Here is a 21,673-nt window from a genome sequence, read left to right as displayed (position 1 = left end):
CCGATTGTGCCGCGCGCGCTCACAGGGTCAGCTCCGGGTGCAGCCGGTCGAGCGTCCACACCTGCCGGCGACGGGCCGACAGCGCGGTCAGCGCGAGGGCGGCCGCGGTGAAGGCGACGAGCACCACGCACGCGTGCCACACCGGTTCCAGACCGCCGCCCGTGATGAGCCTCCTGAGCGCCTCCACGACGTAACTCATCGGCAGGAAGGGGTGGAGCGCGTTGAAGAAGCCCGGGCTGGTCTGTACGGGGTACGTGCCGCCCGCGGACGTCAACTGCAGCATCAGCAGGGCCAGGACGAGGATCCGCCCCGCCGCCCCGAAGCGCGCGTTCAGCCACTGCACGATCGCCGCGAAGCACGCCGTGACCAGGAACAGGAAGCCCACCGTCCCGGCCGCCCGTGCCATCTGAAGGCCGACCGCCCAGTGCAGCACCGACATCAGGGCCACCGTCTGCAGCACCCCGATCGCCACCACGGGCAGCCAGCCGGCCAGCGCGACCCGCCACGCCGTGGCGCCCGCGGCGAGCGCGCGCCGGTTCATCGGCGCGATCAACATGTACGCCACCATCGCGCCCACCCACAGGGACAGCGGGATGAAGTACGGGGCGAAACCGGTGCCGTAGTTGGGCGCCTTGTGCATGTCCCGGGAGACGAGCTGGACCGGGTCGGCCATGACCTCGGTGCGCTGGTCGCGGGCCTGCTTGTCGTAGTCGGGGATCTGCTCGGCACCGTCGTGCAGCCCGTCGGACAGCTTCCCGGAACCGTCGACGAGCTTGTACATGCCGCCGTTGAGGTCGTACGCGCCGGACTTCAGCTGACCCACGCCGGTGTCCAGGTCCGCCGCGCCGGTCCCGGCCGTGCCGAGGCCGGAGTGCAGCTTCTTGGCGCCGGCGGCGACCTTCGCGGCACCCTGGTTCAGCTTGTTGATTCTGGTGACGGCGTCGTCGAGGTCCTCGGAGAGGCGGGGCGCGCGGTCGGCGAGCGCCCGGGACTGCTTCTGGAGGGTGGCGAGGTTCTTGTCGAGCTTCTTCAGATCGCCGTCGTGGTCGGTGATCAGTGTGTTGAGGTCGTCGGCGATCGTCGCCACGTCCGCGGCCGAGTTCTTGGCCTTCTTCAGGTCGGAGCAGGCCGGGTCGGGCAGTACGGCGTCCTCGCAGCGCGCCTTGTAGACGGCGTTCAGCACGTCGGAAGCCGCGTGGGCGCCCTTGGCAGCGCCCGGAGCGTGCTCCACCAGGTCGTCGAGGTTGTTGCGGATCGCCCCCGAGGTGTCGGCGACCAGCCGGGCGGTGTCCCCGATGGTCTTCTCGTTGTCCTGGAGGAAGGGGCCGATCTTCTTGTCGACTCCGTTGACCCTGTCGGCGAGCGTCTGCGTACCCTCGGCGACCTGCTTGGAGCCGCTCTCCAGGTCACCGGCGCCCGTGTTGAGCTTCTTCAGGCCCGTGGACAGCTTGCCGCTGCCCTTCTTGGCGTCCTTCAGCCCGTCGGCGAGGTCCTTGGAGCCCTTCTCCGCCTTCCCGATGCCGCCTTCGAGCTTGTCGGCGCCGTTCGCGGCCTTGACCGTCGCGCCGTGGATGTCGGAGAACGAGACGAAGATCCTGTCCAGGAAGGACCGCGACGCCTTGGTGGAGGCGGCCTCGCGCACCTCGCTGAAGACCGTCCGGGAGATCTGCCCGACGATGTAGTTGTTCGCGTCGTTCGTACGCACCTGAAGGGCGCCCGTCTCCGGCGAGTCGCCCGCGCTGGAGGCGATCCGCGCACTGAAGTCGGCCGGCATGGTCAGCGACAGGTAGTAGGTGCCGTTCTCGACACCCTTCTCGGCCTCGGCGGCACTCACCTCCTGCCAGTCGAAGACGTCGCTCTCGCGCAGCCCCTTGGTGATGTCGTCGCCCGCCGAGAGTTTCTTCCCGTCGGCGGTCGCCCCCTTGTCGTCGTTCACGAGCGCCACGGGGATGCGGTCGAGACGGCCGTACGGGTCCCAGAACGACCACAGGTACAGGGCGCCGTAGAGCAGGGGCAGCACCAGCAGCGCGACCAGCGCGGCACGCGGCAGCTTCCCCCGGCCGAAGCGCCTCAGCTCAAGCGCGGCCAGCCTGGGCGAGCGCATCGGTGGCCTCCTTTCCGTCGGTTTCGGGTGCGTCGGTGTCCGTGGATTCCTGGGTGGCGGACGCCGTATCGGCCTCCTGGGCGTCGCCCTTCCGGGCCTCGGCCTCCGAGGCCGTGGACACCTTGACGCTGTCGTCGGGGGCTTCGCTGCACACCGCCACGACCGTGGTCCCGGCCTCTGCGACGGACTTCAACAGCGCCCAGGCCTCGGCCCGTTCGGCGTCCGAGAGCTTGAGATCGGTGTCGTCGACACCGAGCACGCGCGGGCGCGCGATCAGGGCCAGCGCCACGGACAGCCGCAACGCCTCCAGACGCTCCAGATCGCGTACGGCGGTACGGGAGCCCTTGGGCAGCGAGTCCCGGTCGAGGCCCGCTGCCGTGAGCGCGGAGTCGATCCGCGCCTGCGCGTCGGTCCTCCGCTCGGCACGCGGGCGCAGCAGCCCGCGCCACGAGTCGCCGAACCGCCGCTGCAGCAGCGCCCGTTCGCGGAGGTGCTCGGCGACGGTCAGGGCCGGGTCCAGGTCGGTCACACCCGGAACGTGGGCCAGGGCGCTGATGCGCCGCACCGCCGCCATGCGCTTGGGCAGCCCGGCCGCGCCCACGGTGGCGGTTCCCTCGGTGGGCTTCATCCGTCCCGTGAGCGCCAGCAACAGGCACGTACGTCCGGTGCCGGACGGCCCTTCGATCGTGATCAGTGAGCCGGGCTCCGCCTCGAAGGAGACCCCGCGGAATGCCCATCCGCGGGGCCCTTCGAGGCCGAGGCCCAGGGCCGTGACGCCGACTCCGGCCACGGTTCCCCCCATCCCTGCCCCCTCAATTTGAACTGACTGGTCAGTGCAAAAGTTAGTGCGAACTCGCGATCGAAGCAAAAGCCCAGGTCAGAACGGATTGTCAGTGCCATACCCCACGATGGGCACATACGGCATCCCGTATCAGGGCGTGCCGTCACACAGACGACAGGAGGTTCGTCATGGCCAGCTATCACGCAGCAGCCGCCCACCGGCGCCGCGCCACCGGCCCTGCCCCCTCACTGACCGGCCCGGCGAGCGACGTGCACCCCGTGCTCCGCCGGACCACGGCCCCGCCCGCCGCCCTCGACCTGCTCGCCCAGGCCCGTGCCGGACTGGACGAGGCCGCCGTTCTGGAAACGCCGAACGAGCGCTATGCCACGGCCCACCTCGCCGCCCTGCGCACCGCCGCCGCCGTCCTCGCCGCGCGCGGGCGCCCCGAGCCCGCCTCCAGGCGCCGGGCCCGCATCAGGAGCGCCTGGGAAGTGCTCCCCGAGATCGCGCCCGAACTCACCGAGTGGAGCGCGCTGTTCGCCTCGGGCGCCCGGCGCCGCGCCCGGGCCGAGGCGGGCATCCAGGGCGCGGCCAGCCGCCGGGACGCCGACGACCTGATACGCGACGTGGCGATGTTCCTGCGCCTCGTCGAGCGGATGCTGGTACTCCAGCCGGTTCTGCCACAGCCGCGACCGGACACCGACGCGGACGGGACCGACGGCTCGCGTCACGCGCGCGAGGACATGCCGGACGCGGGCTGACGGCGAAACGGCCGTGTCGGGGCGCGAAGCCTCGGTCGGCCGCCCGTTCCCGTCGCCGTGTCCACGTCGCCGTCGCCGTGTCCGCGTCCCCGTCACGGTGTCCGCCCCTGCTGTCCGCGCTTGCTGTCCGCGCTTGCTGTACGTCGGGCGGGACGGGCGGTGTCGCGCGGCACCGCGAGGGCCGGGTGGGCTGCCGTAGGCAATAGGGTGGAGGGCGCCTGAAGCCTTCCCGCTCCCGTGCCCCGGGACGGGCAGGCAGCCCGATCGCTCCGCCGTGCAAGTGGCGGTGCCGCGCCGAGGAGTCAACTGCCGTGTCGGACCCGATGCGCCCCCGCGCCGCCCTCCGAACAGCCGTGGTCTGGGAAGTCCTCCGGGATGCCCTGGACCGCCGCGTGAAGGCCACGGGGCGCCAGGCGCTCGACGTCCTCGACACCGGGGGCGGCAGCGGCAACTTCGCGGTGCCCCTCGCCCGGCTCGGCCACCGCGTCACCGTCGTCGACCCCAGCCCGAACGCCCTCTTCGCCCTGGAGCGGCGCGCCGCCGAGGCCGACGTGGCCGACCGGGTGCGGGGCGTCCAGGGTGACGCCCACGGCCTCTTCGACGTGGTCGAGCGCGGCGGGTACGACGTCGTGCTGTGCCATGGCGTCCTGGAGTACGTCGACGACCCCGCCGAGGGCGTCCGCAACGCGGTGGCCGCCCTGCGCGCCGAGGGCGTCCTCAGCCTGCTCGCCGCAGGCCTGGGCGGTGCGGTGCTGGCGCGGGCGCTCGCCGGTCACTTCAAGGAGGCCAAGCAGGCCCTGGAGGACCCGGACGGCCGCTGGGGCCAGGGTGACCCGGTGCCGCGCCGCTTCACCGCCGATCAGCTCACCGGGCTGGTCGAGGGTGCGGGCCTGAGGGTCGGTGCCGTGCACGGGGTGCGGGTCTTCGCCGACCTGGTCCCCGGTGTGCTGGTGGACACCGAGCCCGGGGCGCTGGAGGCGTTGCTGAAGCTGGAGGAGGCGGCGGCCGAGCTGACCGCCTTCCACTCGGTGGCCACGCAGCTCCACGTGCTCGGCGAGACGCGGGAGACCGCCGAGGCCTGAGCCGTCCTCCGTGAGCGGACCGCACGGGCGCGCCGTTGATCAGGGGCTTGGCTGCACATGGAGTACGCCACAGGCCCCCCGATCGGGCGCCCAGCGCCGTATGATCGAGGGAGACCGTTCCGGCATGACGGGTCGGCTGCTGGGGAATGCAGATCTCAGCGAGTCGGGATGTCCATGGCGGAGCCCGGTTGGCCAATTGGCGTAGAGGGGCGGGTTTCACGGGGGCGATTCCCTGCCTATCCTGAAGGGACCCCCCGGGTCGCCCCGGCGACTGCACGATGAGGAGGACTCCGTGCCGCTCTCGGAGCACGAGCAGCGAATGCTCGAGCAAATGGAGCGAGCGCTGTACGCCGAAGATCCCAAGTTCGCGACAGCGCTTGAGGGAAGCGGGCTGCGCACGTACACCCGGCGACGGGTCTACCAGGCGGTCGCCGGCTTCCTCGTAGGTATCGCGCTCCTCATGGCAGGAATGGTCGCCAAGCAGGTCTGGCTCAGCGTGGTGGGCTTCCTGGTCATGCTGGGCTGTGCGGTACTCGCCGTGACCGGCTGGCGCAAGGCCCCCAAGCCGGGCGAACAGCCTGCCGGCGGCCCGCAGGCCCGCCGACAGCCCCGTCAGAAGCGTTCCATGATGGACCGGATCGAGCAGCGCTGGCAGCGCCGCCGTGACGAACAGGGCGGCCATTAGCTCTACGAGCAGCTCCTGGACACGCAGGGGGTGACCACCGACTCGGTGGCCACCCCCTGATGTATGTCCCGGTACGGCTTGGGGGCGGGAGAGCTGGGGCGGCACAGGATCCCAGAGGGCGGGGAGCCGAAGGCCGACAGGGCCGCAGGCGGGCCGGGCGACGTGGCGGAGCACGTCCTGAACTGACCGGGTGACGCCCCTCCCGAGCGAACGGACTCGGCCAATTCCTCAGCTCGGACAAGGTCCGGCTCAGCGACTCCGGGGCGTGCGGCATGAGGCCAACTCCTTGCCTCCGGCCCGAAGCAGCGTCCCACGAGGTGTCGCCTCGGGCTCGGAGCAGTGTCCCAGGACGTGTCGCCGTCGGCCACAAGCAGCGCCCCCACGACCTCTCGCCGCAGGCCTGAGCTGGCCACCTCGGCCGAGCTGACCTCAGGTGGCCGCCCAGACCTCAGCCGCCCCCTCGCCCTCGGCCCGTGCGGGGCTCCGTCCGGACCTCTGCCCGCTCCGGCTTGTGCCCCCGACGCAGGGTCCGCACCAGCTCCGCGTTCCGCCCGGTCGGGGCCGCCCGGCCCGACCCGCACCTGTAGCTCTGGTCCCTCCGGCCCGTGCCGTCCTCAGCTCTGCTGAGCGAACCGTCCCAGCTCTCCAGGGCCGGGCACCACGGCCACCGTCAGCTTGAGATCCGGGCCGGGGTGGGGTGCGGACTGGAGTGGGGCCCGGGCGCGAGTGACGGGCGGGCTGGAACGGCGCCTAGGCCCGAGTGAGGCGGGGGCCGGAGTGGAGGCGGGGGCCGGAGTGAGGCCTGGGCACGAGCGAGGCCCGGGCGCGACCGAGGCCTGGGCACGAGGGAGGCGGCTCAAGGCACGCGCCTCCGACCCAGCCCGCAGCCTGTGCCTCCGCTCGGCCTGAAGCGCGCACCCCCACCCCGGCCTCGCACCGCAACCTCACCCCCAGCGCCCGATCACCCCCGCTGCCCAGGCGTCGACGGCCTGCGCAGTGTCGGTCGGGCGGTGGCAGCGCGTCGTTTGATGTCGGTCCACCAGTCCGACGCGGCCCAGATCACCCGCACGCTGGAGCGCGGGGCCAGGCGGGCGCGCAGGTTTGTCGTCCACCTGGCCTTGGACTCGAGGTCGGACAGGACGAGGCGGACATCCTCCGCGAGGCCGGCCGTCGGGCGGGGAGCAGGGGCGTAGAGGACCTGTTCCACCGCGTCGGCCACCCGGTGAACCGAGGCCGCGGCCGGTGGGTCGAGGTGGCCCAGGCGGACGATGCGGGCGGCGGTCTTGCGGGGGGTCTGGGAGTCGTCCGGCGGGATGCCGAAGTCCCAGGCGGTGTCGGTGAGTTCCTGCCAGACCGCCATGGTGTGGAGCGATGCGTCCGCCGCCGTGCGGCCATGCGCTCCCAGCCGTACCGCCCGTGTCCGCAACCGCCACAGCATGGGCGCCAACGGGATCAGCAGCGCCGCCAGCCCGCCGAGCACCCACGCCAGAACGACGTACCACTTCGGGCCGTCGTCATCCGTGGCCAGCGCGGCCTGAGGGGACTCGCTCGCGCACAGCTCCGGCTTCTGCCCCGCGCAGCTCTCGCTCGTCGAGGGCGAGGCGGACGGCCCCGTGCTCGTCGACTGCGAGGGCCGTGCCACGTCCGGGAGCGTGGAGCCGGGCGTGTCCGACTGGGTGTACGACGGAACCGAACCCCGGGTCGGGGTCGGCTCGAAGCGGGTCCAGCCCACGCCCTCGAAGTACAGCTCGGGCCAGGCGTGTGCGTCCTTCAGCCCCACCGAGACCGAGCTGTCGCCCTGCGGGGTGCCGGGCGCGAAGCCCACCGCGACCCGGGCCGGTATGTCGAGCGAGCGAGCCATCGCCGCCATCGCGAAGGAGAAGTGGACGCAGAAGCCCTGTTTGTCCCGCAGGAAGCGGGCGATCGCCTGCCTACCGCTGCCGACCTTGACGTTGGTGTCGTACTGGAACCCGCCCGTCACGGCGAAGTACTCCTGGAGCTTGACCGCCTGCTCGTAGTGGCTGGTCGCGCCCTCGGTGACCTCGCGCGCGGTCTGGGCGACCACCGCGGGCAGCGAGTCGGGCAGCTCGGTGAACTCGCGCTTCAGGGCCGCGGGCGGCTCCGGAGCCTCGGCGAGCTGCTTCGCCGTCGGCTGTACATCGAGGCTGCGCACGGTGTACGTCGCCCCGCGTGTGGTCTGGCGGCGGTCGCCGACGACCGTCATCCCCAGCGGTTCGTACCGCCACCTGCCCGAGATGCTCACGCCGCTCGGCGGGTAGGGCATCGGCAGCCAGTTCTGGGCGTACCAGTCCGCGGCCGAGATGGTCGTCTCGACCTCCGCGCGCCGGACGTCGGCGCCGAGGCCGATGGGTGTGGGGAACCGGTCCGGTACGGCCTGGATGTCGCGCTTGGCCGGCTGCCAGGTGGTGCCGTCGAAGTCGTCCAGGGACACGATCCGCAGATACAGGTCCGAGATGTCGGCCGTGTTGGTCTTCAGGGACAGGACCTCGCGGTCCTCGTCCACGTTCAGGCTGTCGCGCAGTGACACCAGCGGGTTCACCGCGGAGATCGTGCCCCCGCTTCCGCTGCCGGAGCCCACGCCCGTGCCCGCGGCGCCCAGCAGGCCGCCGTTCATCGCGGGCAGGGCCAGCGGTACGAACAGGGCGATGCCCAGGGCGACCACGCCGATGCGCCGCCCGGTGCGGACCGGCGCCACCACGCCGCTGGGTTCTCCGCCCGGCGTCCTTGGAGCCCCGCCGAAGACCCGGCCCCACTGCGAGAGCCGGTCGCGGCCCTCGGCCAGGAGCAGCATCAGATAACCCGCGGCGGCGACCAGGAACCACAGCCAGTCCGCGCCGCCGTCGGACAGCCCCGCGGCCACGGAGTACAGCGCCAGCAGGGGCAGCCCGGCGGGGGCCGCGCTGCGGAACGTCACCGCGAGGGTGTCCACGGCCAAACCGATGATCAGGACGCCGCCGATGAGCATCAGCCGGATGCCGTCGGACAGTGGCGCCGGGATCGAGTACCGGCTGACGTCGTCCGCGCCGGCCTGCAGCAGGTCGGCGAAGTGACGGAAGACCTCAGGGCCGGGGATCACTCCGATGATCGCCTGCTTGTTGGCGAAGGTCAGGGTGAGCAGCATCAGCGCGGCGAGGGCCTGCACGGCCACCGTCAGGGGCCGCGCCAGCGGCACCCGCCGGGTCGCCATGCCCACGCCGGTCTGGATCGCCAGCAGGAAGATCGCCTGAATCAGCCAGGTGACCGGGGAGACCAGCGGCAGCAGGGCACAGGACGCCAACAGTGTGGCCGCCGCGGCGCACAGCGTCATCCGTGTCCGCCCGCTCATGCCGGTCCCCCCTCGCCCCGCGCCCCAGTGGTCACGGTGGCGTCCGTACGCGCTCGGTCCGCCTGGCGCCACAGCTCGTTCAGCGAAGCGCCCCGCGGCACGCTCAGGGCCGTCCAGCCCGCCTCCCGCAGCAACCGCAGCCGCTCCTCGCTCCTGTCCAACGCGCCGGGCACATCGGTGGGTTCCCGCACCCAGGCCCCGCTGTCCAGCACGAAGGCCACCGCGCCACCGCTGCGCTGCCGCATCTTGGCGGCGACCGTCGCCTGCTCCTCGTCGAGGTCGCCGAAGAACCCGACCAGCAGCCCTTCGTTGCCGCCGCGCAGCACGTCGTACGCCCGCGACAGACCCGTACCGTCGGAGTGGTCGATCACCGCGAGGGTGTCCATCATCAGCCCGGCCGCGTCCGCCGACTCCTGGCTCGCGCCCGCGAACCCGTCGGCGCCCTCGCCGGGGACCGAGTTGCCGGTGTCGGTCAGCAGCCGTACCGAAAAGCCCCGCTCGAGCATGTGGACCAGCACGGACGCGGTGCCGGACACGGCCCACTCGAAGGCCGAGTCCGGGCCCGCGCCCTGGAAGGCCAGGCCCCGGGTGTCCAGCAGGACGGTGCAGCGGGAGCGCTGCGGCTGCTCCTCGCGGCGCACCATCAGCTCGCCGTAGCGCGCGGTGGACCGCCAGTGCACCCGGCGCAGGTCGTCGCCGTAGCGGTACCCGCGCGGGATCACGTCGTCCTCGCCGGCCAGCGCGAGCGAGCGCTGCCGCCCGTCGCCGTAGCCCTTCGCCTCCCCGCTGAAGCGCACCGGCGGCAGCGGCTCCACGCGCGGGATCACGGTCAGGGTGTCGTACGTCGAGAAGGACCGGGTCAGCTCGCACATGCCGAACGGGTCGCTCAGGCGCAGTTGCAACGGGCCCAGCGGATAGCGGCCGCGCAGGTCGGAGCGCACCCGGTAGGACACCTCGCGGCGGCCGCCCGCCTCCACCCGGTCCAGCACGAAGCGGGGGCGCGGGCCGAGGACGTACGGCACCTGGTCCTGGAGCATCAGCAGCCCCGTGGGCAGCCGGGAGACGTTGTCCATCCGCAGATGGACGCGGGCCTCGCTGCCCGCGGGCACGCGCGCGGGAGAGAGCTGGCGGCTGCCCGCGACCCGGTAGCGGGTGCGGTACAGCACGGTCGCGCAGACCAGCGGCAGCACGGCGAGCAGCAGCCCGACGCGCAGCAGGTCGCTCTGGCCGAGGACGTAGGCGCAGACGGCGGCCGCGACGCCGGCGGCCAGGAAGGAGCGGCCGCGCGTGGTCAGACCGGCCAGTGCGGTGCGCAGCCCGCTCTGCTCACCGCGGTCCGGCTCAGCCTGGCCGGTACTGCCGGAGGTCATCACAGCCTCCGCGGCGGCTGCTGGCCGTAACCCTGAGTGCCGCGGCCCAGGCCCCCGAAGCCGCTCTGTTGCTGGGGCGCGGCGGGCACCGGGGTGCGCTGCAGGATCTCCTGGACGACCTGCTCGGACGTACGACGGTTCAGCTGGGCCTGTGCGGTGGGCAGCAGACGGTGGGCCAGGACCGCCACGGCGAGGGCCTGCACGTCGTCCGGCAGCGCGTACTCCCGGCCGCTCAGGGCCGCGGACGCCTTCGCCGCGCGCAGCAGATGCAGCGTCGCGCGAGGGGAGGCGCCGAGTCTGAGGTCCGGGTGGGTACGCGTGGCGGTGACCAGGTCGACCGCGTACCGGCGGACCGGCTCGGCGACGTGGACGCCGCGCACGGCGTCGATCAGCTTCACGATGTCGTGCGCGTGCGCCACCGGCTGCAGGTCCTCCAGCGGCGAGGCGCCGCCGTGCACGTCCAGCATCTGCAGCTCGGCCTCCACGCTGGGGTAGCCGACGGAGACGCGGGCCATGAAGCGGTCGCGCTGGGCCTCGGGCAGCGGGTAGGTGCCCTCCATCTCGACCGGGTTCTGCGTGGCCACCACCATGAAGGGGCTCGGCAGCTCGTAGGTCTGGCCGTCGATCGTGACCTGGCGCTCCTCCATGGACTCCAGGAGCGCGGACTGCGTCTTCGGCGACGCGCGGTTGATCTCGTCCCCGATCACGATCTGGGCGAAGATCGCGCCCGGCTTGAACTCGAAGTCCTTGCGCTGCTGGTCCCAGATGGACACGCCCGTGATGTCCGACGGCAGCAGGTCGGGCGTGAACTGGATACGCCGCACCGAACAGTCGATGGACCGCGCCAACGCCTTCGCGAGCATGGTCTTGCCCACGCCGGGAACATCCTCGATCAGAAGATGTCCCTCGGCGAGCAGTACGGTCAGCGAAAGCCGTACGACCTCGGGCTTGCCCTCGATCACTCCTTCCACCGAACTGCGGACACGCTCCACAGTGGCGGTCAGATCAGTGAGGCTCGCTCGATCGTCATAGGTCGTCACCCGGCCCTCCTCGGCCCGTTCTTTCCGGGCCGACGCTCTACGACGCGGACCGGTCCTCCCCTGGAACACGGACACCACGCATGAAACGTTCCGCGTGTTGCCACCCCCGCATTCTTGCTGCCGTTACCGATTCGTGTCACTCGCCTGTGGACAACTGCCTGCGATATGTCGGGCCTTACGGCCTTTTGGGCACGCCGGAGCCGGAATTGACAGCGGAACGACAGGTGCGGCGGATGGTTACGCGGGGGCCGTGCGACCGCTACGCGGGGTCGATCTCGCGCACCAGACCCGTCTTCACGTCGAAGACGAAGCCCCGCACGTCGTCGGTGTGCAGCAGGAACGGCGAGGTGCGCACGCGCTGCATCGACTGCCGTACGTCCTGGTCGACGTCCCGGAAGGCCTCCACCGCCCAGGCGGGTCGCTGGCCGACCTCGTCCTCCAGCTCGTGCCGGAAGTCCTCGGTGAGGTTCTCCAGGCCGCAGCCTGTGTGGTGGATCAGGACGATGCTGCGGGTGCCGAGCGCCCGCTGGCTGATGGTCAGGGAGCGGATCACGTCATCTGTGACGACGCCGCCCGCGTTGCGGATGGTGTGACAGTCGCCGAGCTCCAGACCGAGCGCGGCGTGCAGGTCGAGACGGGCGTCCATGCAGGCCACGATGGCGACGTGTAGCACGGGGCGGGCGTCCATCCCGGGGTCGGTGAACGCGGCCGCGTACCGCTCGTTGGCTTCCACGAGACGGTCGGTGACCGTGCCTCGGGGGGCTATGGCGCCCTCGGGACCTGCGGGAACCGATGCAGAAGTCGTCATACCCATGACGGTACTGGTCACGGCGTTTCCGGTCCTGTCGTGAGAAGGGAAAAAGAGCGTTATCACGTGCTCACTGTGAGGTAACCCACAGGAGTGAGGCGGGTGTGTCCGTGTGAGTGATTTTTCCCGGCTTGTTGCGTCAGGATCACGCCGGAGCGCGACGCGCAGGCCGGTTGATTGACCGCGCGACACGGTGGACTAAAGTGACGCGAAGCGGGAGGCGAGACTCCCTGCTGGACTGATTTCCCCGGAGACCCCGGCGATTTTCCGGAGATCTCCCCACGTGCGCGGCGCGTACGTACGGCTCGGCCTCCTCCCGCTCCCGGCCGGCTGACGCTTCCGGCGCCGGCAGGCCTCCCCTTCACGAGCGGGCGGGGACCCGGCGGTGCGTACCGCCTCGCCGGATCTGAGAGGGCCCCTTGAGCCAGAGTCGACATGTCCCGGTGATGCTCCAGCGGTGCCTGGACCTGTTGGCTCCCGCCCTGCAGCGGCCGGGAGCGGTGGTCGTCGACTGCACGCTCGGACTCGGCGGCCACAGCGAGGCTCTCCTGCAGCAGTTCCCCGAGGCCCGCCTCGTCGCCCTCGACCGCGACAAGGAGGCCCTGCGCCTGTCCGGCGAGCGGCTCGCGCCGTACGGCGAGCGCGCGAGCCTCGTGCACGCCGTCTACGACGAGCTCCCGGACGTCCTGGAAAGGCTGGGCATCGCGCGCGTGCAGGGCGTCCTGTTCGACCTCGGCGTCTCCTCCATGCAGCTCGACGAGGCCGACCGCGGCTTCGCCTACGCCCAGGACGCCCCCCTCGACATGCGCATGGACCAGACGACCGGCGTCAGCGCCGCCGAGGTCCTCAACACCTACCCGCCCGGTGAGCTGGTGCGGATCCTGCGCGCGTACGGCGAGGAGAAGCAGGCCAAGCGGATCGTGGGCGCCATCGTGCGCGAGCGCGAGAAGGAGCCGTTCAGCAACAGCGCGCGGCTCGTGGAGCTGATCCGGGACGCGCTGCCGCAGGCCGCCAAGCGCACCGGCGGCAACCCGGCCAAGCGCACCTTCCAGGCGCTGCGCATCGAGGTCAACGGCGAGCTCTCCGTCCTGGAGCGGGCGATCCCGGCCGCCGTGAAGGCACTCGACGTCGGCGGACGCATCGCCGTCCTGTCGTACCACTCGCTGGAGGACCGGCTGGTCAAGCAGGTGTTCGCGGCCGGCGCCGCCAACACCGCCCCGCCCGGGCTGCCCGTCGTCCCCGAGCAGTACCAGCCCCGGCTCAAGCTGCTGACCCGCGGTGCCGAACTTCCCACCGAGGAAGAGGTCGCCGACAACCGGCGCGCGGCACCGGCACGCCTGCGTGGGGCCGAGCGCATCAGGGAGGACGTGGAGTGAAGCAGGGGTGGGCGTCCGGATCCAGGAATCGAACCCGTCAGTTGGAGAACCGGACCCGGGGGAGCGTGAGTGAGTAGGAAACCCGAACTGAGGGGGCGTGCCGCCAGGCTCGCGCGGCTCTTCCCCACCGGGGCCGGGCAGGCCGCCCGTGCCCCCTTCGTCCTCCTCGTCGTCGTCCTTCTCGGCGGCGGCCTCATCGGGCTCCTCGTGCTGAACTCCGCCCTCAGTGAGGGCGCGTTCAAACTCGACGACCTGAAGAGGGACTCGAAGGCCCTCACCGACGAGGAGCAGTCCCTCCAGCGGGACATCGACGCCTACTCCGCCCCCGACGCCCTCCAGCGCCGCGCCCGGGAACTCGGCATGGTCCCCGGCGGCGACCCCGCCTTCCTCGGCCCCGACGGCACGGTCAAGGGCTTCGCCAGCCCCGCGCCCGCCGACCAGACCTCCGACTACGTCCCGCTCGTCCTCGCCCCCGAGGCCCTCGCAGACGAGCCCCCGGTGCCCCCGACGCCCAGCCCGGCACCCACCATGTCGGACCCCGCGGGCGCCCCCGCCGTGCCTGGGCACGAGGCCCCTGAAGTCGCCCCCGGCGTGCCCCAGAACGCAGCCCCCGCCCAGCAGCCCATCCCGTCCGCCCAGTCCTCCACGTACCCGACCCCCGGCAGGTGACGGAAGTGTCCGACAGGGAACCGCCGCGCCGCCGCGTGCCCGGACCCGCCAAGCCCGCCCGCTCCGGTGGTGCCCAGCGGCGCCCGGCCCCCGCGGCCCGCCCGGCCGGCCGTCCGGCACGGTCGCGCCCCATGCCCCCCGCCAAGATCCGGCTCGGCAGCCCCCGCCCCCGGCTGCGCATGGTCAGCCTGGCCCTGACCCTCGTCCTGATCGCCTTCGTCGTACGGCTGCTCCAGGTGCAAGCCGTCGACGCGAGCACATATGCCGCCAAGGCGGAGAAGAACCGGTACGTCGGCTACACCCTGGCCGCCGTGCGCGGCGGCATCACCGACCGCAACGGCGTGGCACTGGCGACCAGCGTGGACGCCTACGACATCACGGCCGACCCCACGCTCTTCAGCCGCGAACAGCTGAAGATCGACGACGGCCCAGAGCAGGCGGCCGCCCTCCTCGCGCCGATTCTCGGCCAGGAGCCGGAGGCGATCGTCAAGAAGCTCCGGCCCGCGAACAAGAACCTGCGCTACACCCTGCTGGCGAGCCGCCAGACCCCCCAGGTCTGGAAGCAGATCAAGGACCTGAAGTCCGCGCTGGCCACCAAGGCCGAGCGGGACAAGAGCACGGTCAACGTCCTCGCGGGCGTGCTCTCGGTCGCCAGCAGCAAGCGCGTGTACCCGAACGGCGATCTCGCCGCCGGGATACTGGGCTGGGTCAACGCCGACGGCAAGGGCGGCGGCGGTATCGAGCAGCAGTTGAACAAGCAGCTGTCCGGCAAGGACGGCGAGATCCGCTACGCCCAGTCCGGCGGCCGCCAGGTCCCCACCGCGGGCTCCACCGAGACGCCCGCCGTGCCCGGCAGCGACGTCGAGCTCACCATCGACCGCGACATCCAGTGGGCCGCGCAGAACGCGATCAGCGAGCAGGTGGCGAAGTCCAGGGCGGACCGCGGCTATGTGATCGTCCAGGACACCCGCACCGGCGAGATCCTCGCCATGGCCAACTCGCCCGGCTTCGACCCGAACGACCTCTCCGCGGCCAGCGGCGAGAACATGGGCAACGCGGCCGTCCAGGACGCCTACGAGCCCGGCTCCACCGCGAAGGTCATGTCGATGGCCGCCGTGCTGGAGGAGGGCGTGGCCACGCCCGGCACGTATGTCGTCGTACCCAACCGGCTGCACCGCGGCGACCGGCTCTTCAAGGACGACATCGACCACGCGACCTGGTTCCTGACGCTCAACGGTGTCCTCGCCAAGTCCAGCAACATCGGCACCATCCTGGCCACCGGCCAGCTGGGCAGGACCCAGCCGCAGGTCAACAAGGTCCTCTACGACTACCTGCGCAGGTTCGGCCTCGGCAGCTACAGCGGCCTCGGCTTCCCCGGCGAGACCCGGGGCATCCTCGCCGCGCCGGACAAGTGGTCGACCTCGCAGCAGTACACGATTCCTTTCGGCCAGGGTTTGTCCCTCAACGCGATGCAGGCGGCCTCGATCTACTCGACGATCGCCAACGGCGGCGTACGCGTCGAACCCACGCTCGTGCGCGGCACCCAGGGACCCGACGGGCAGTTCACCGACGCCCCGGCACCCAAGAAGACCAGGGTCATCAGCGCCAAGACGGCGAAGACCCTCGCCCAGATGCTGGAGTCGGTCGTGGGCGACAGGGAGGGCACCGGCACCAAGGCGCGTATCCCCGGCTACCGGGTCGCGGGCAAGACGGGTACGGCGAACCGCGTGGATCCGGCCACCGGCAAGTACCGCGGCTACACGTCGTCGTTCGCCGGCTTCGCGCCCGCGGACAAGCCCCGCATCACGGTCTACTGCGCCATCCAGAACGCCACCGCGGGCAACTACTTCGGCGGCCAGATCTGCGGCCCCATCTACAAGAAGGTGATGGAGTTCGCCCTGAAGACCCTCCAGATCCCGCCGACCGGGGCCAAGCCCGCGAAGCTCCCGGTCTCCTACAAACCCTGACCACCCTGATCAGCACCGAGCAGCCAGGAACCACCTCGTGACAACGATCACCCCCGACTCCGGGAACCAGGGCGCGCCCCGCCCCTCACTTCGCTCCCAGGCGGGTGCGCCCGGTACGCTCACCGCCGTGCCACACGCTGATCAGTCCCAAACCACCCAGAAGGGCGCATCCGTGACATACCCGGGGCCGCCCAGGCCGGCGCAGGTCTCCGCCACACCCCTCGCGGAACTCGCCGATCAGCTGGGTGCCGCCGCGCCGGACCGCGCGGACGCCGTCGAGGTCACGGGCATCACCCATGACTCGCGCGCCGTCCGCCCCGGCGATCTGTACGCCGCCCTCCCGGGCGCCCGCCTGCACGGCGCCGACTTCGTCACGCAGGCCGCGGGCCTCGGCGCGGTCGCCGTGCTGACCGACCCGACCGGCGCCGAGCGCGCCGCCGCGACCGGCCTGCCGGTCCTGGTCGTCGACGACCCGCGCGGGCAGATGGGCGAGCTGGCGGCCACGATCTACGGCCACCCCGGCCGCGACCTGCTGCAGATCGGCATCACCGGCACCTCCGGCAAGACCACCACGGCGTATCTCGTCGAGGGTGCCCTCAAGTCCGTCGAGGGCGGTGATGGGCGACGGGTGGGACTGATCGGCACGGTCGAGATGCGCATCGGCGACGAGCGCATCAAGTCCGAGCGCACCACCCCCGAAGCCACCGACCTGCAGGCCCTGTTCGCCGTCATGCGCGAACGCGGCGTGGAGGCGGTCGCCATGGAGGTCTCCAGCCACGCGCTGGTCCTCGGCCGGGTCGACGCCTGCGTCTTCGACATCGCCGTGTTCACCAACCTCAGCCCGGAACACATGGAGTTCCACTCCGACATGGAGGACTACTTCCGGGCCAAGGCGCAGCTGTTCACCCCGAAACGCAGCAAACTCGGCGTCGTCAACCTCGACGACGAGTACGGCCGCAGGCTCGCCAAGGAAGCGACCGTCCCGGTCGTCACCTTCTCCGCCGAGGGGCACCCGGACGCCGACTGGCGCGCCGAGGACGTCGAAGTCGGCCCCATGGACTCGACGTTCACCGCGGTCGGCCCCAAGGGTGAGCGGATCGCCGCCAGGTCGCCGATCGCGGGCCCCTTCAACGTGGCGAACACCCTCGCCGCCATCACCGCCCTGGCCGCCGCCGGCCTCGACGCCCAGGCCGCCGCCGACGGCATCGGCGCCGTGCCGGGCGTGCCGGGCCGCCTGGAGCGGGTGGACGCCGGGCAGGCGTACCTCGCGGTCGTGGACTATGCCCACAAGACCGACGCCGTCGAATCGGTGCTCAAGGCGCTCCGCAAGGTCACCGAGGGCAGCCTGCACGTCGTGCTCGGCTGCGGCGGGGACCGTGACACGACCAAGCGCGCGCCGATGGGCGCCGCCGCGGCCCGCCTCGCCGACACCGCCGTACTGACCTCCGACAACCCCCGCTCCGAGGACCCCCTCGCGATCCTCGCAACCATGCTCCAGGGCGCGGCGTCCGTGCCAGTACACGAGCGCGGCGAGGTCCAGGTCTTCGAGGACCGGGCCGCCGCGATCGCCGCAGCCGTCGCCCGCGCGCGGCCCGGGGACACCGTGCTCGTCGCGGGCAAGGGCCACGAGCAGGGCCAGGACATCGCCGGGGTGGTCCGTCCCTTCGACGACCGCCAGGTGCTTCGAGAAGCCATCCAGAAGACCCAGGGATGAACTTGTGATCGCCCTCTCTCTCGCCGAGATCGCCTCAGTCGTCGGCGGGCAGACGCACGACATACCGGATCCGTCGGCGCAGGTGCACGGGCCCGTCGTCATCGACTCCCGGCAGGTGAAGGACGGCAGTCTGTTCGCCGCCTTCGTGGGGGAGCGCGTCGACGGCCACGACTACGCGGACCAGGCCGTCCGGGCGGGCGCGGTGGCCGTGCTGGCCCAGCGCCCCGTCGGCGTGCCCGTGATCGTCGTCGACGACGTCCAGACGGCCCTCGGCGCCCTCGCGCGTCATGTCGTACGACGCCTCGGCGCGACCCTCGTCGCCCTCACCGGCTCGGCCGGCAAGACCAGCACCAAGGACCTGATCGCCCAGGTGCTGCGCAGCAAGGCGCCGACGGTGTTCACACCGGGCTCGCTCAACAACGAGATCGGGTTGCCGCTCACCGCGCTCACCGCCACCGAGGAGACGCAGTTCCTCGTGCTGGAGATGGGCGCCCGCGGCATCGGCCACATCAGCTACCTCACGGATCTGACGCCCCCGAAGATCGGCCTCGTCCTCAACGTCGGCACCGCCCACATCGGCGAGTTCGGCGGCCGCGAGCAGATCGCGCAGGCCAAGGGCGAACTCGTGGAAGCTCTTCCCGAGGACGGCGCCGCGATTCTCAACGCCGACGATCCTCTCGTACGGGCCATGGCATCCCGTACGAAGGCGAAGGTGATCCTTTTCGGAGAGTCCGGCGAAGCGGACGTACGCGCCGAGAACGTGCGACTCACGGACACCGGACAGCCTGCCTTCAGCCTTCGCACACCCTCCGGTGCAAGCGAAGTGACCATGCGCCTGTACGGTGAGCACCACGTGTCGAACGCGCTCGCCGCGGCCGCCGTCGCCCATGAGCTGGGCATGTCCGCAAGTGAGATCGCCACCGCGCTCTCCGAGGCGGGCTCCCTCTCCCGCTGGCGTATGGAGGTCACCGAGCGCCCGGACGGCGTGACCATCGTCAACGACGCCTACAACGCGAACCCCGAGTCCATGCGAGCCGCCTTGCGCGCGCTCGCGGCCATGGGCAAGGGGCGGCGGACCTGGGCGGTGCTCGGCAAGATGGCCGAGCTCGGGGACGAGGCGCTCGCCGAGCACGACGCGGTCGGACGGCTTGCCGTCCGGCTCAATGTCGGCAAGCTCGTCGCGGTCGGGGGAAGAGAAGCCTCCTGGCTGCAACTGGGTGCATATAACGAGGGTTCGTGGGGTGAGGAGTCGGTGCACGTGTCCGACGCACAGGCGGCGGTCGACCTGTTGCGCAGCGAGTTGCGCCCAGGGGACGTCGTGCTCGTGAAGGCGTCCCGGTCGGTCGGGCTCGAGAGCGTGGCGCAGGCGCTCGTCGAGACCGGTGCCGAGGGTGAGGTTTCCGCCCGATGATGAAGCAGATCCTGTTCGCAGGAGTCATTGGCCTGTTCCTGAGCCTGGTCGGCACCCCGCTGCTGATCAAGCTGCTGGCCCGCAAGGGCTACGGCCAGTACATCCGCGAAGACGGCCCGCGCGGGCACGCCAGCAAGCGCGGTACGCCGACGATGGGCGGTATCGCCTTCATCCTGGCGACGGTCATCGCCTACTTCCTGTCCAAGATCATCACCGGCTACGCCCCGACCTACTCGGGTCTGCTGGTGCTCGGCCTGATGGTCGGCATGGGTCTGGTCGGCTTCCTCGACGACTACATCAAGATCGTCAAGCGGCGTTCGCTGGGCCTGCGGGCCAAGGCGAAGATGGCCGGCCAGCTGATCGTCGGCGTCGCCTTCGCGGTGCTCGCGCTGATGTTCCCGGACGCCCGCGACAACACCCCCGCCTCGACGCGGCTGTCGTTCATCACGGACTTCGGCTGGAAGATCGGCCCGATCCTGTTCGTGGTCTGGGCGCTGTTCATGATCCTCGCGATGTCGAACGGCGTGAACCTCACCGACGGTCTGGACGGTCTGGCCACCGGCGCCTCCGTGCTCGTCTTCGGCGCCTACACCTTCATCGGCGTCTGGCAGTTCCAGGAGTCCTGTGCCAACGCGGGCACCCTGACCAACCCGGGCGCCTGCTACGAGGTGAGAGATCCCCTCGACCTGGCGGTCATCGCCTCGGCGCTGATGGGTGCCTGCCTGGGCTTCCTGTGGTGGAACACCTCGCCCGCGAAGATCTTCATGGGCGACACCGGTTCGCTCGCGCTCGGCGGTGTCCTCACGGGCCTGGCCATCTGCTCCCGCACGGAGCTCCTGGTGGCCATCATGGGCGGTCTGTTCGTCCTCATCACCATGTCGGTCGTCATCCAGGTCGGCTCCTTCAAGCTCACCGGCAAGCGCGTCTTCCGGATTGCACCGCTCCAGCACCACTTCGAACACAAGGGCTGGTCGGAAGTGCTTGTGGTGGTCCGCTTCTGGATCATCCAGGGCATCTGTGTGATTGTTGGCCTGGGTCTCTTCTACGCGGGATGGGCAGCAGAAAAGTGACCTCCTCGGAGCCTTTCGACTGGCAGGGCAAGCACGTCACCGTCGCCGGACTCGGCGTCTCCGGCATCCCGGCGGCCAAGGTGCTGCACGCGCGCGGGGCGCTCGTCACGGTCGTCAACGACGGCGACGACGCACGCGCGCGTGAGCAGGCCGCCGAACTGGAGGCGCTCGGCATCACCGTCCGCCTCGGCGACGGCGCGACCCTGCCCGAAGGCACCGAGCTCATCGTCACCGCACCCGGCTGGAAGCCGGACAAGCCGCTGTTCGCGGCGGCCCGCGAGGCCGGCGTCGACGTCTGGGGCGACGTGGAGCTCGCCTGGCGGCTGCGCGGCCCCGACGCCGCCCCCTGGCTCGCGATCACGGGCACCAACGGCAAGACCACGACCACCCAGATGCTGGCCTCCATCCTGAAGGCCGCCGGTCTGCGCACCGCCGCCGTCGGCAACATCGGCGTCTCGGTCCTCGACGCGGTGCTCGGCGAGGAGCAGTACGACGTCCTCGCAGTGGAGTTGTCGAGCTACCAGCTCCACTGGGCGCCTTCCCTGCGCGCCCACTCCGCCGCCGTCCTGAACCTGGCACCGGACCACCTGGACTGGCACGGCTCCATGGACGCGTACGCGCGCGACAAGGGCCGTATCTACGAGGGCAATCGCATCGCCTGCGTCTACAACGTCGCCGACAAGGCCACCGAGGACCTGGTGCGCGAGGCGGACGTCGAGGAGGGCTGCCGGGCCATCGGCTTCACCCTCGGCGCCCCGGCCCCGTCCCAACTCGGCGTCGTGGAGGGCATCCTCGTCGACCGCGCCTTCGTCGAGGACCGGCAGAAGAACGCCCAGGAGCTCGCCGAGGTCGCCGACGTCAACCCGCCGGCCCCGCACAACATCGCCAACGCCCTCGCGGCAGCAGCCCTCGCCCGGGCCTACGGGGTGCCCCCCAAGGCCGTACAGGACGGCCTGCGGGCCTTCACTCCGGACGCCCACCGCATCGCGCACGTGGCGGACGTGGCCCAGGTCGCATACGTCGACGACTCCAAGGCCACCAACACGCACGCGGCGGAGGCCTCGTTGGCGGCCTACGAGTCCATCGTGTGGATCGCGGGCGGGCTCGCGAAGGGCGCCGTCTTCGAGGAACTGGTCGCCAAGTCGGCAAAGCGGCTTCGCGGAGCCGTCCTCATCGGCGCCGATCGAGGCCTGATCCGCGAAGCCCTCGCGCGACACGCGCCGGAAGTACCCGTCGTCGACCTCGACCGGACCGACACTGGGGCGATGCTCGCGGCAGTCCAGGAGGCGAAGGGCCTCGCACAGCCCGGCGACACGGTGCTCCTTGCCCCGGCCTGTGCCTCGATGGACATGTTCGCCAACTACAACCAGCGCGGTGACGCGTTCGCGGAGGCGGTTCGCGAACTCGGCGCGGGCGCCTGACGCCGGGTCTCGGCCACTGCGGGTGCTTCGGGACCCTTGGAGGGACGCGTGACTCGGATGTGGCCGGC

General features: G+C 71.4%; 16 protein-coding genes. 10 read left to right on the top strand and 6 right to left on the bottom strand.

Translation table 11 applies throughout. The features are described from left to right. Window positions 1-19: 19 nt before the first annotated feature. Together PBV52_RS11955 and PBV52_RS11950 are read right to left on the bottom strand one after the other, a co-directional pair. On the bottom strand, window positions 20-2,104 hold the full coding sequence (locus PBV52_RS11955; RefSeq protein WP_274238310.1) for a YhgE/Pip domain-containing protein: 2,085 nt from the start codon (window positions 2,102-2,104) through the stop codon (window positions 20-22). Continuing rightward, complete coding sequence (locus tag PBV52_RS11950) at window positions 2,076-2,906, bottom strand: ATP-binding cassette domain-containing protein (RefSeq protein ID WP_274238309.1); 831 nt, start codon at window positions 2,904-2,906, stop codon at window positions 2,076-2,078. The genes PBV52_RS11955 and PBV52_RS11950 overlap by 29 nt, the downstream gene beginning before the upstream one ends. Window positions 2,907-3,073: 167 nt before the next feature. Here PBV52_RS11950 and PBV52_RS11945 point away from each other — a divergent pair, with 167 nt between their 5' ends. The 3 genes from PBV52_RS11945 to PBV52_RS11935 all read left to right on the top strand — a co-directional run bounded on the left by PBV52_RS11945 (window position 3,074) and on the right by PBV52_RS11935 (window position 5,413). Further along, on the top strand, window positions 3,074-3,646 hold the full coding sequence (locus PBV52_RS11945; RefSeq protein ID WP_274238308.1) for an SAV_6107 family HEPN domain-containing protein: 573 nt from the start codon (window positions 3,074-3,076) through the stop codon (window positions 3,644-3,646). A 311-nt stretch (window positions 3,647-3,957) separates the two neighbouring features. Next, window positions 3,958-4,728, top strand: coding sequence for a bifunctional 2-polyprenyl-6-hydroxyphenol methylase/3-demethylubiquinol 3-O-methyltransferase UbiG (locus PBV52_RS11940; protein ID WP_274238307.1), 771 nt, complete (start codon window positions 3,958-3,960; stop codon window positions 4,726-4,728). Between the two features lie 292 nt (window positions 4,729-5,020). Then, window positions 5,021-5,413, top strand: coding sequence for a DUF3040 domain-containing protein (locus tag PBV52_RS11935; RefSeq protein WP_274238306.1), 393 nt, complete (start codon window positions 5,021-5,023; stop codon window positions 5,411-5,413). A gap of 961 nt (window positions 5,414-6,374) precedes the next feature. Here PBV52_RS11935 and PBV52_RS11930 read toward each other — a convergent pair. The 4 genes from PBV52_RS11930 to PBV52_RS11915 all read right to left on the bottom strand — a co-directional run bounded on the left by PBV52_RS11930 (window position 6,375) and on the right by PBV52_RS11915 (window position 11,977). After that, window positions 6,375-8,759, bottom strand: a complete 2,385-nt coding sequence (locus PBV52_RS11930) for a DUF3488 and transglutaminase-like domain-containing protein (RefSeq protein ID WP_274238305.1) — start codon at window positions 8,757-8,759, stop codon at window positions 6,375-6,377. Beyond that, on the bottom strand, window positions 8,756-10,129 hold the full coding sequence (locus PBV52_RS11925) for a DUF58 domain-containing protein (RefSeq protein WP_274238304.1): 1,374 nt from the start codon (window positions 10,127-10,129) through the stop codon (window positions 8,756-8,758). The genes PBV52_RS11930 and PBV52_RS11925 overlap by 4 nt, the downstream gene beginning before the upstream one ends. After that, complete coding sequence (locus tag PBV52_RS11920; protein WP_274238303.1) at window positions 10,129-11,169, bottom strand: MoxR family ATPase; 1,041 nt, start codon at window positions 11,167-11,169, stop codon at window positions 10,129-10,131. The genes PBV52_RS11925 and PBV52_RS11920 overlap by 1 nt, the downstream gene beginning before the upstream one ends. 259 nt (window positions 11,170-11,428) lie before the next feature. Beyond that, on the bottom strand, window positions 11,429-11,977 hold the full coding sequence (locus PBV52_RS11915) for a carbonic anhydrase (RefSeq protein WP_274238302.1): 549 nt from the start codon (window positions 11,975-11,977) through the stop codon (window positions 11,429-11,431). Window positions 11,978-12,396: 419 nt separating this feature from the next. Between PBV52_RS11915 and rsmH the strand changes: the two genes are divergently transcribed. From rsmH to murD, 7 genes are all read left to right on the top strand, one after another. After that, on the top strand, window positions 12,397-13,353 hold the full coding sequence (rsmH, locus tag PBV52_RS11910; protein WP_274238301.1) for a 16S rRNA (cytosine(1402)-N(4))-methyltransferase RsmH: 957 nt from the start codon (window positions 12,397-12,399) through the stop codon (window positions 13,351-13,353). Between the two features lie 69 nt (window positions 13,354-13,422). Beyond that, window positions 13,423-14,022: a septum formation initiator family protein gene (locus tag PBV52_RS11905; protein WP_274238300.1), complete on the top strand. Its 600-nt coding sequence runs from the start codon at window positions 13,423-13,425 to the stop codon at window positions 14,020-14,022. A gap of 5 nt (window positions 14,023-14,027) precedes the next feature. Then, a complete protein-coding gene (locus PBV52_RS11900; RefSeq protein WP_373921851.1) occupies window positions 14,028-15,989 on the top strand; it encodes a peptidoglycan D,D-transpeptidase FtsI family protein in 1,962 nt (653 codons plus the stop codon). A 172-nt stretch (window positions 15,990-16,161) separates the two neighbouring features. Next, on the top strand, window positions 16,162-17,703 hold the full coding sequence (locus PBV52_RS11895; RefSeq protein ID WP_274238298.1) for a UDP-N-acetylmuramoyl-L-alanyl-D-glutamate--2,6-diaminopimelate ligase: 1,542 nt from the start codon (window positions 16,162-16,164) through the stop codon (window positions 17,701-17,703). Between the two features lie 4 nt (window positions 17,704-17,707). Then, window positions 17,708-19,114 (top strand): UDP-N-acetylmuramoyl-tripeptide--D-alanyl-D-alanine ligase, encoded by a 1,407-nt coding sequence (murF, locus tag PBV52_RS11890; RefSeq protein ID WP_274238297.1) that lies wholly within the window; start codon window positions 17,708-17,710, stop codon window positions 19,112-19,114. Next, on the top strand, window positions 19,111-20,184 hold the full coding sequence (gene mraY / locus PBV52_RS11885; RefSeq protein ID WP_274238296.1) for a phospho-N-acetylmuramoyl-pentapeptide-transferase: 1,074 nt from the start codon (window positions 19,111-19,113) through the stop codon (window positions 20,182-20,184). The genes murF and mraY overlap by 4 nt, the downstream gene beginning before the upstream one ends. Further along, window positions 20,166-21,605: a UDP-N-acetylmuramoyl-L-alanine--D-glutamate ligase gene (murD, locus tag PBV52_RS11880; protein WP_274238294.1), complete on the top strand. Its 1,440-nt coding sequence runs from the start codon at window positions 20,166-20,168 to the stop codon at window positions 21,603-21,605. The genes mraY and murD overlap by 19 nt, the downstream gene beginning before the upstream one ends. The last annotated feature ends 68 nt before the right edge of the window (window positions 21,606-21,673 follow it).

Origin of the sequence: Streptomyces sp. T12 (genome assembly GCF_028736035.1) — a bacterium.
Taxonomy (GTDB): Bacteria; Actinomycetota; Actinomycetes; order Streptomycetales; family Streptomycetaceae; genus Streptomyces.
The sequence above is the reverse complement of the archived record's forward strand: the minus strand, read 5'-3'. Positions and strand labels throughout refer to the sequence as shown.

Excerpts from the sequence above, each read along its gene's own strand:
- PBV52_RS11955 (WP_274238310.1), bottom strand. The coding sequence starts at position 2,104 with ATGCGCTCGCCCAGGCTGGCCGCGCTTGAGCTGAGGCGCTTCGGCCGG.
- PBV52_RS11950 (WP_274238309.1), bottom strand. The coding sequence starts at position 2,906 with ATGGGGGGAACCGTGGCCGGAGTCGGCGTCACGGCCCTGGGCCTCGGC.
- PBV52_RS11945 (WP_274238308.1), top strand. The coding sequence starts at position 3,074 with ATGGCCAGCTATCACGCAGCAGCCGCCCACCGGCGCCGCGCCACCGGC.
- PBV52_RS11930 (WP_274238305.1), bottom strand. The coding sequence starts at position 8,759 with ATGAGCGGGCGGACACGGATGACGCTGTGCGCCGCGGCGGCCACACTG.
- PBV52_RS11925 (WP_274238304.1), bottom strand. The coding sequence starts at position 10,129 with ATGACCTCCGGCAGTACCGGCCAGGCTGAGCCGGACCGCGGTGAGCAG.
- PBV52_RS11915 (WP_274238302.1), bottom strand. The coding sequence starts at position 11,977 with ATGACGACTTCTGCATCGGTTCCCGCAGGTCCCGAGGGCGCCATAGCC.
- mraY (WP_274238296.1), top strand. The coding sequence starts at position 19,111 with ATGATGAAGCAGATCCTGTTCGCAGGAGTCATTGGCCTGTTCCTGAGC.
- murD (WP_274238294.1), top strand. The coding sequence starts at position 20,166 with ATGGGCAGCAGAAAAGTGACCTCCTCGGAGCCTTTCGACTGGCAGGGC.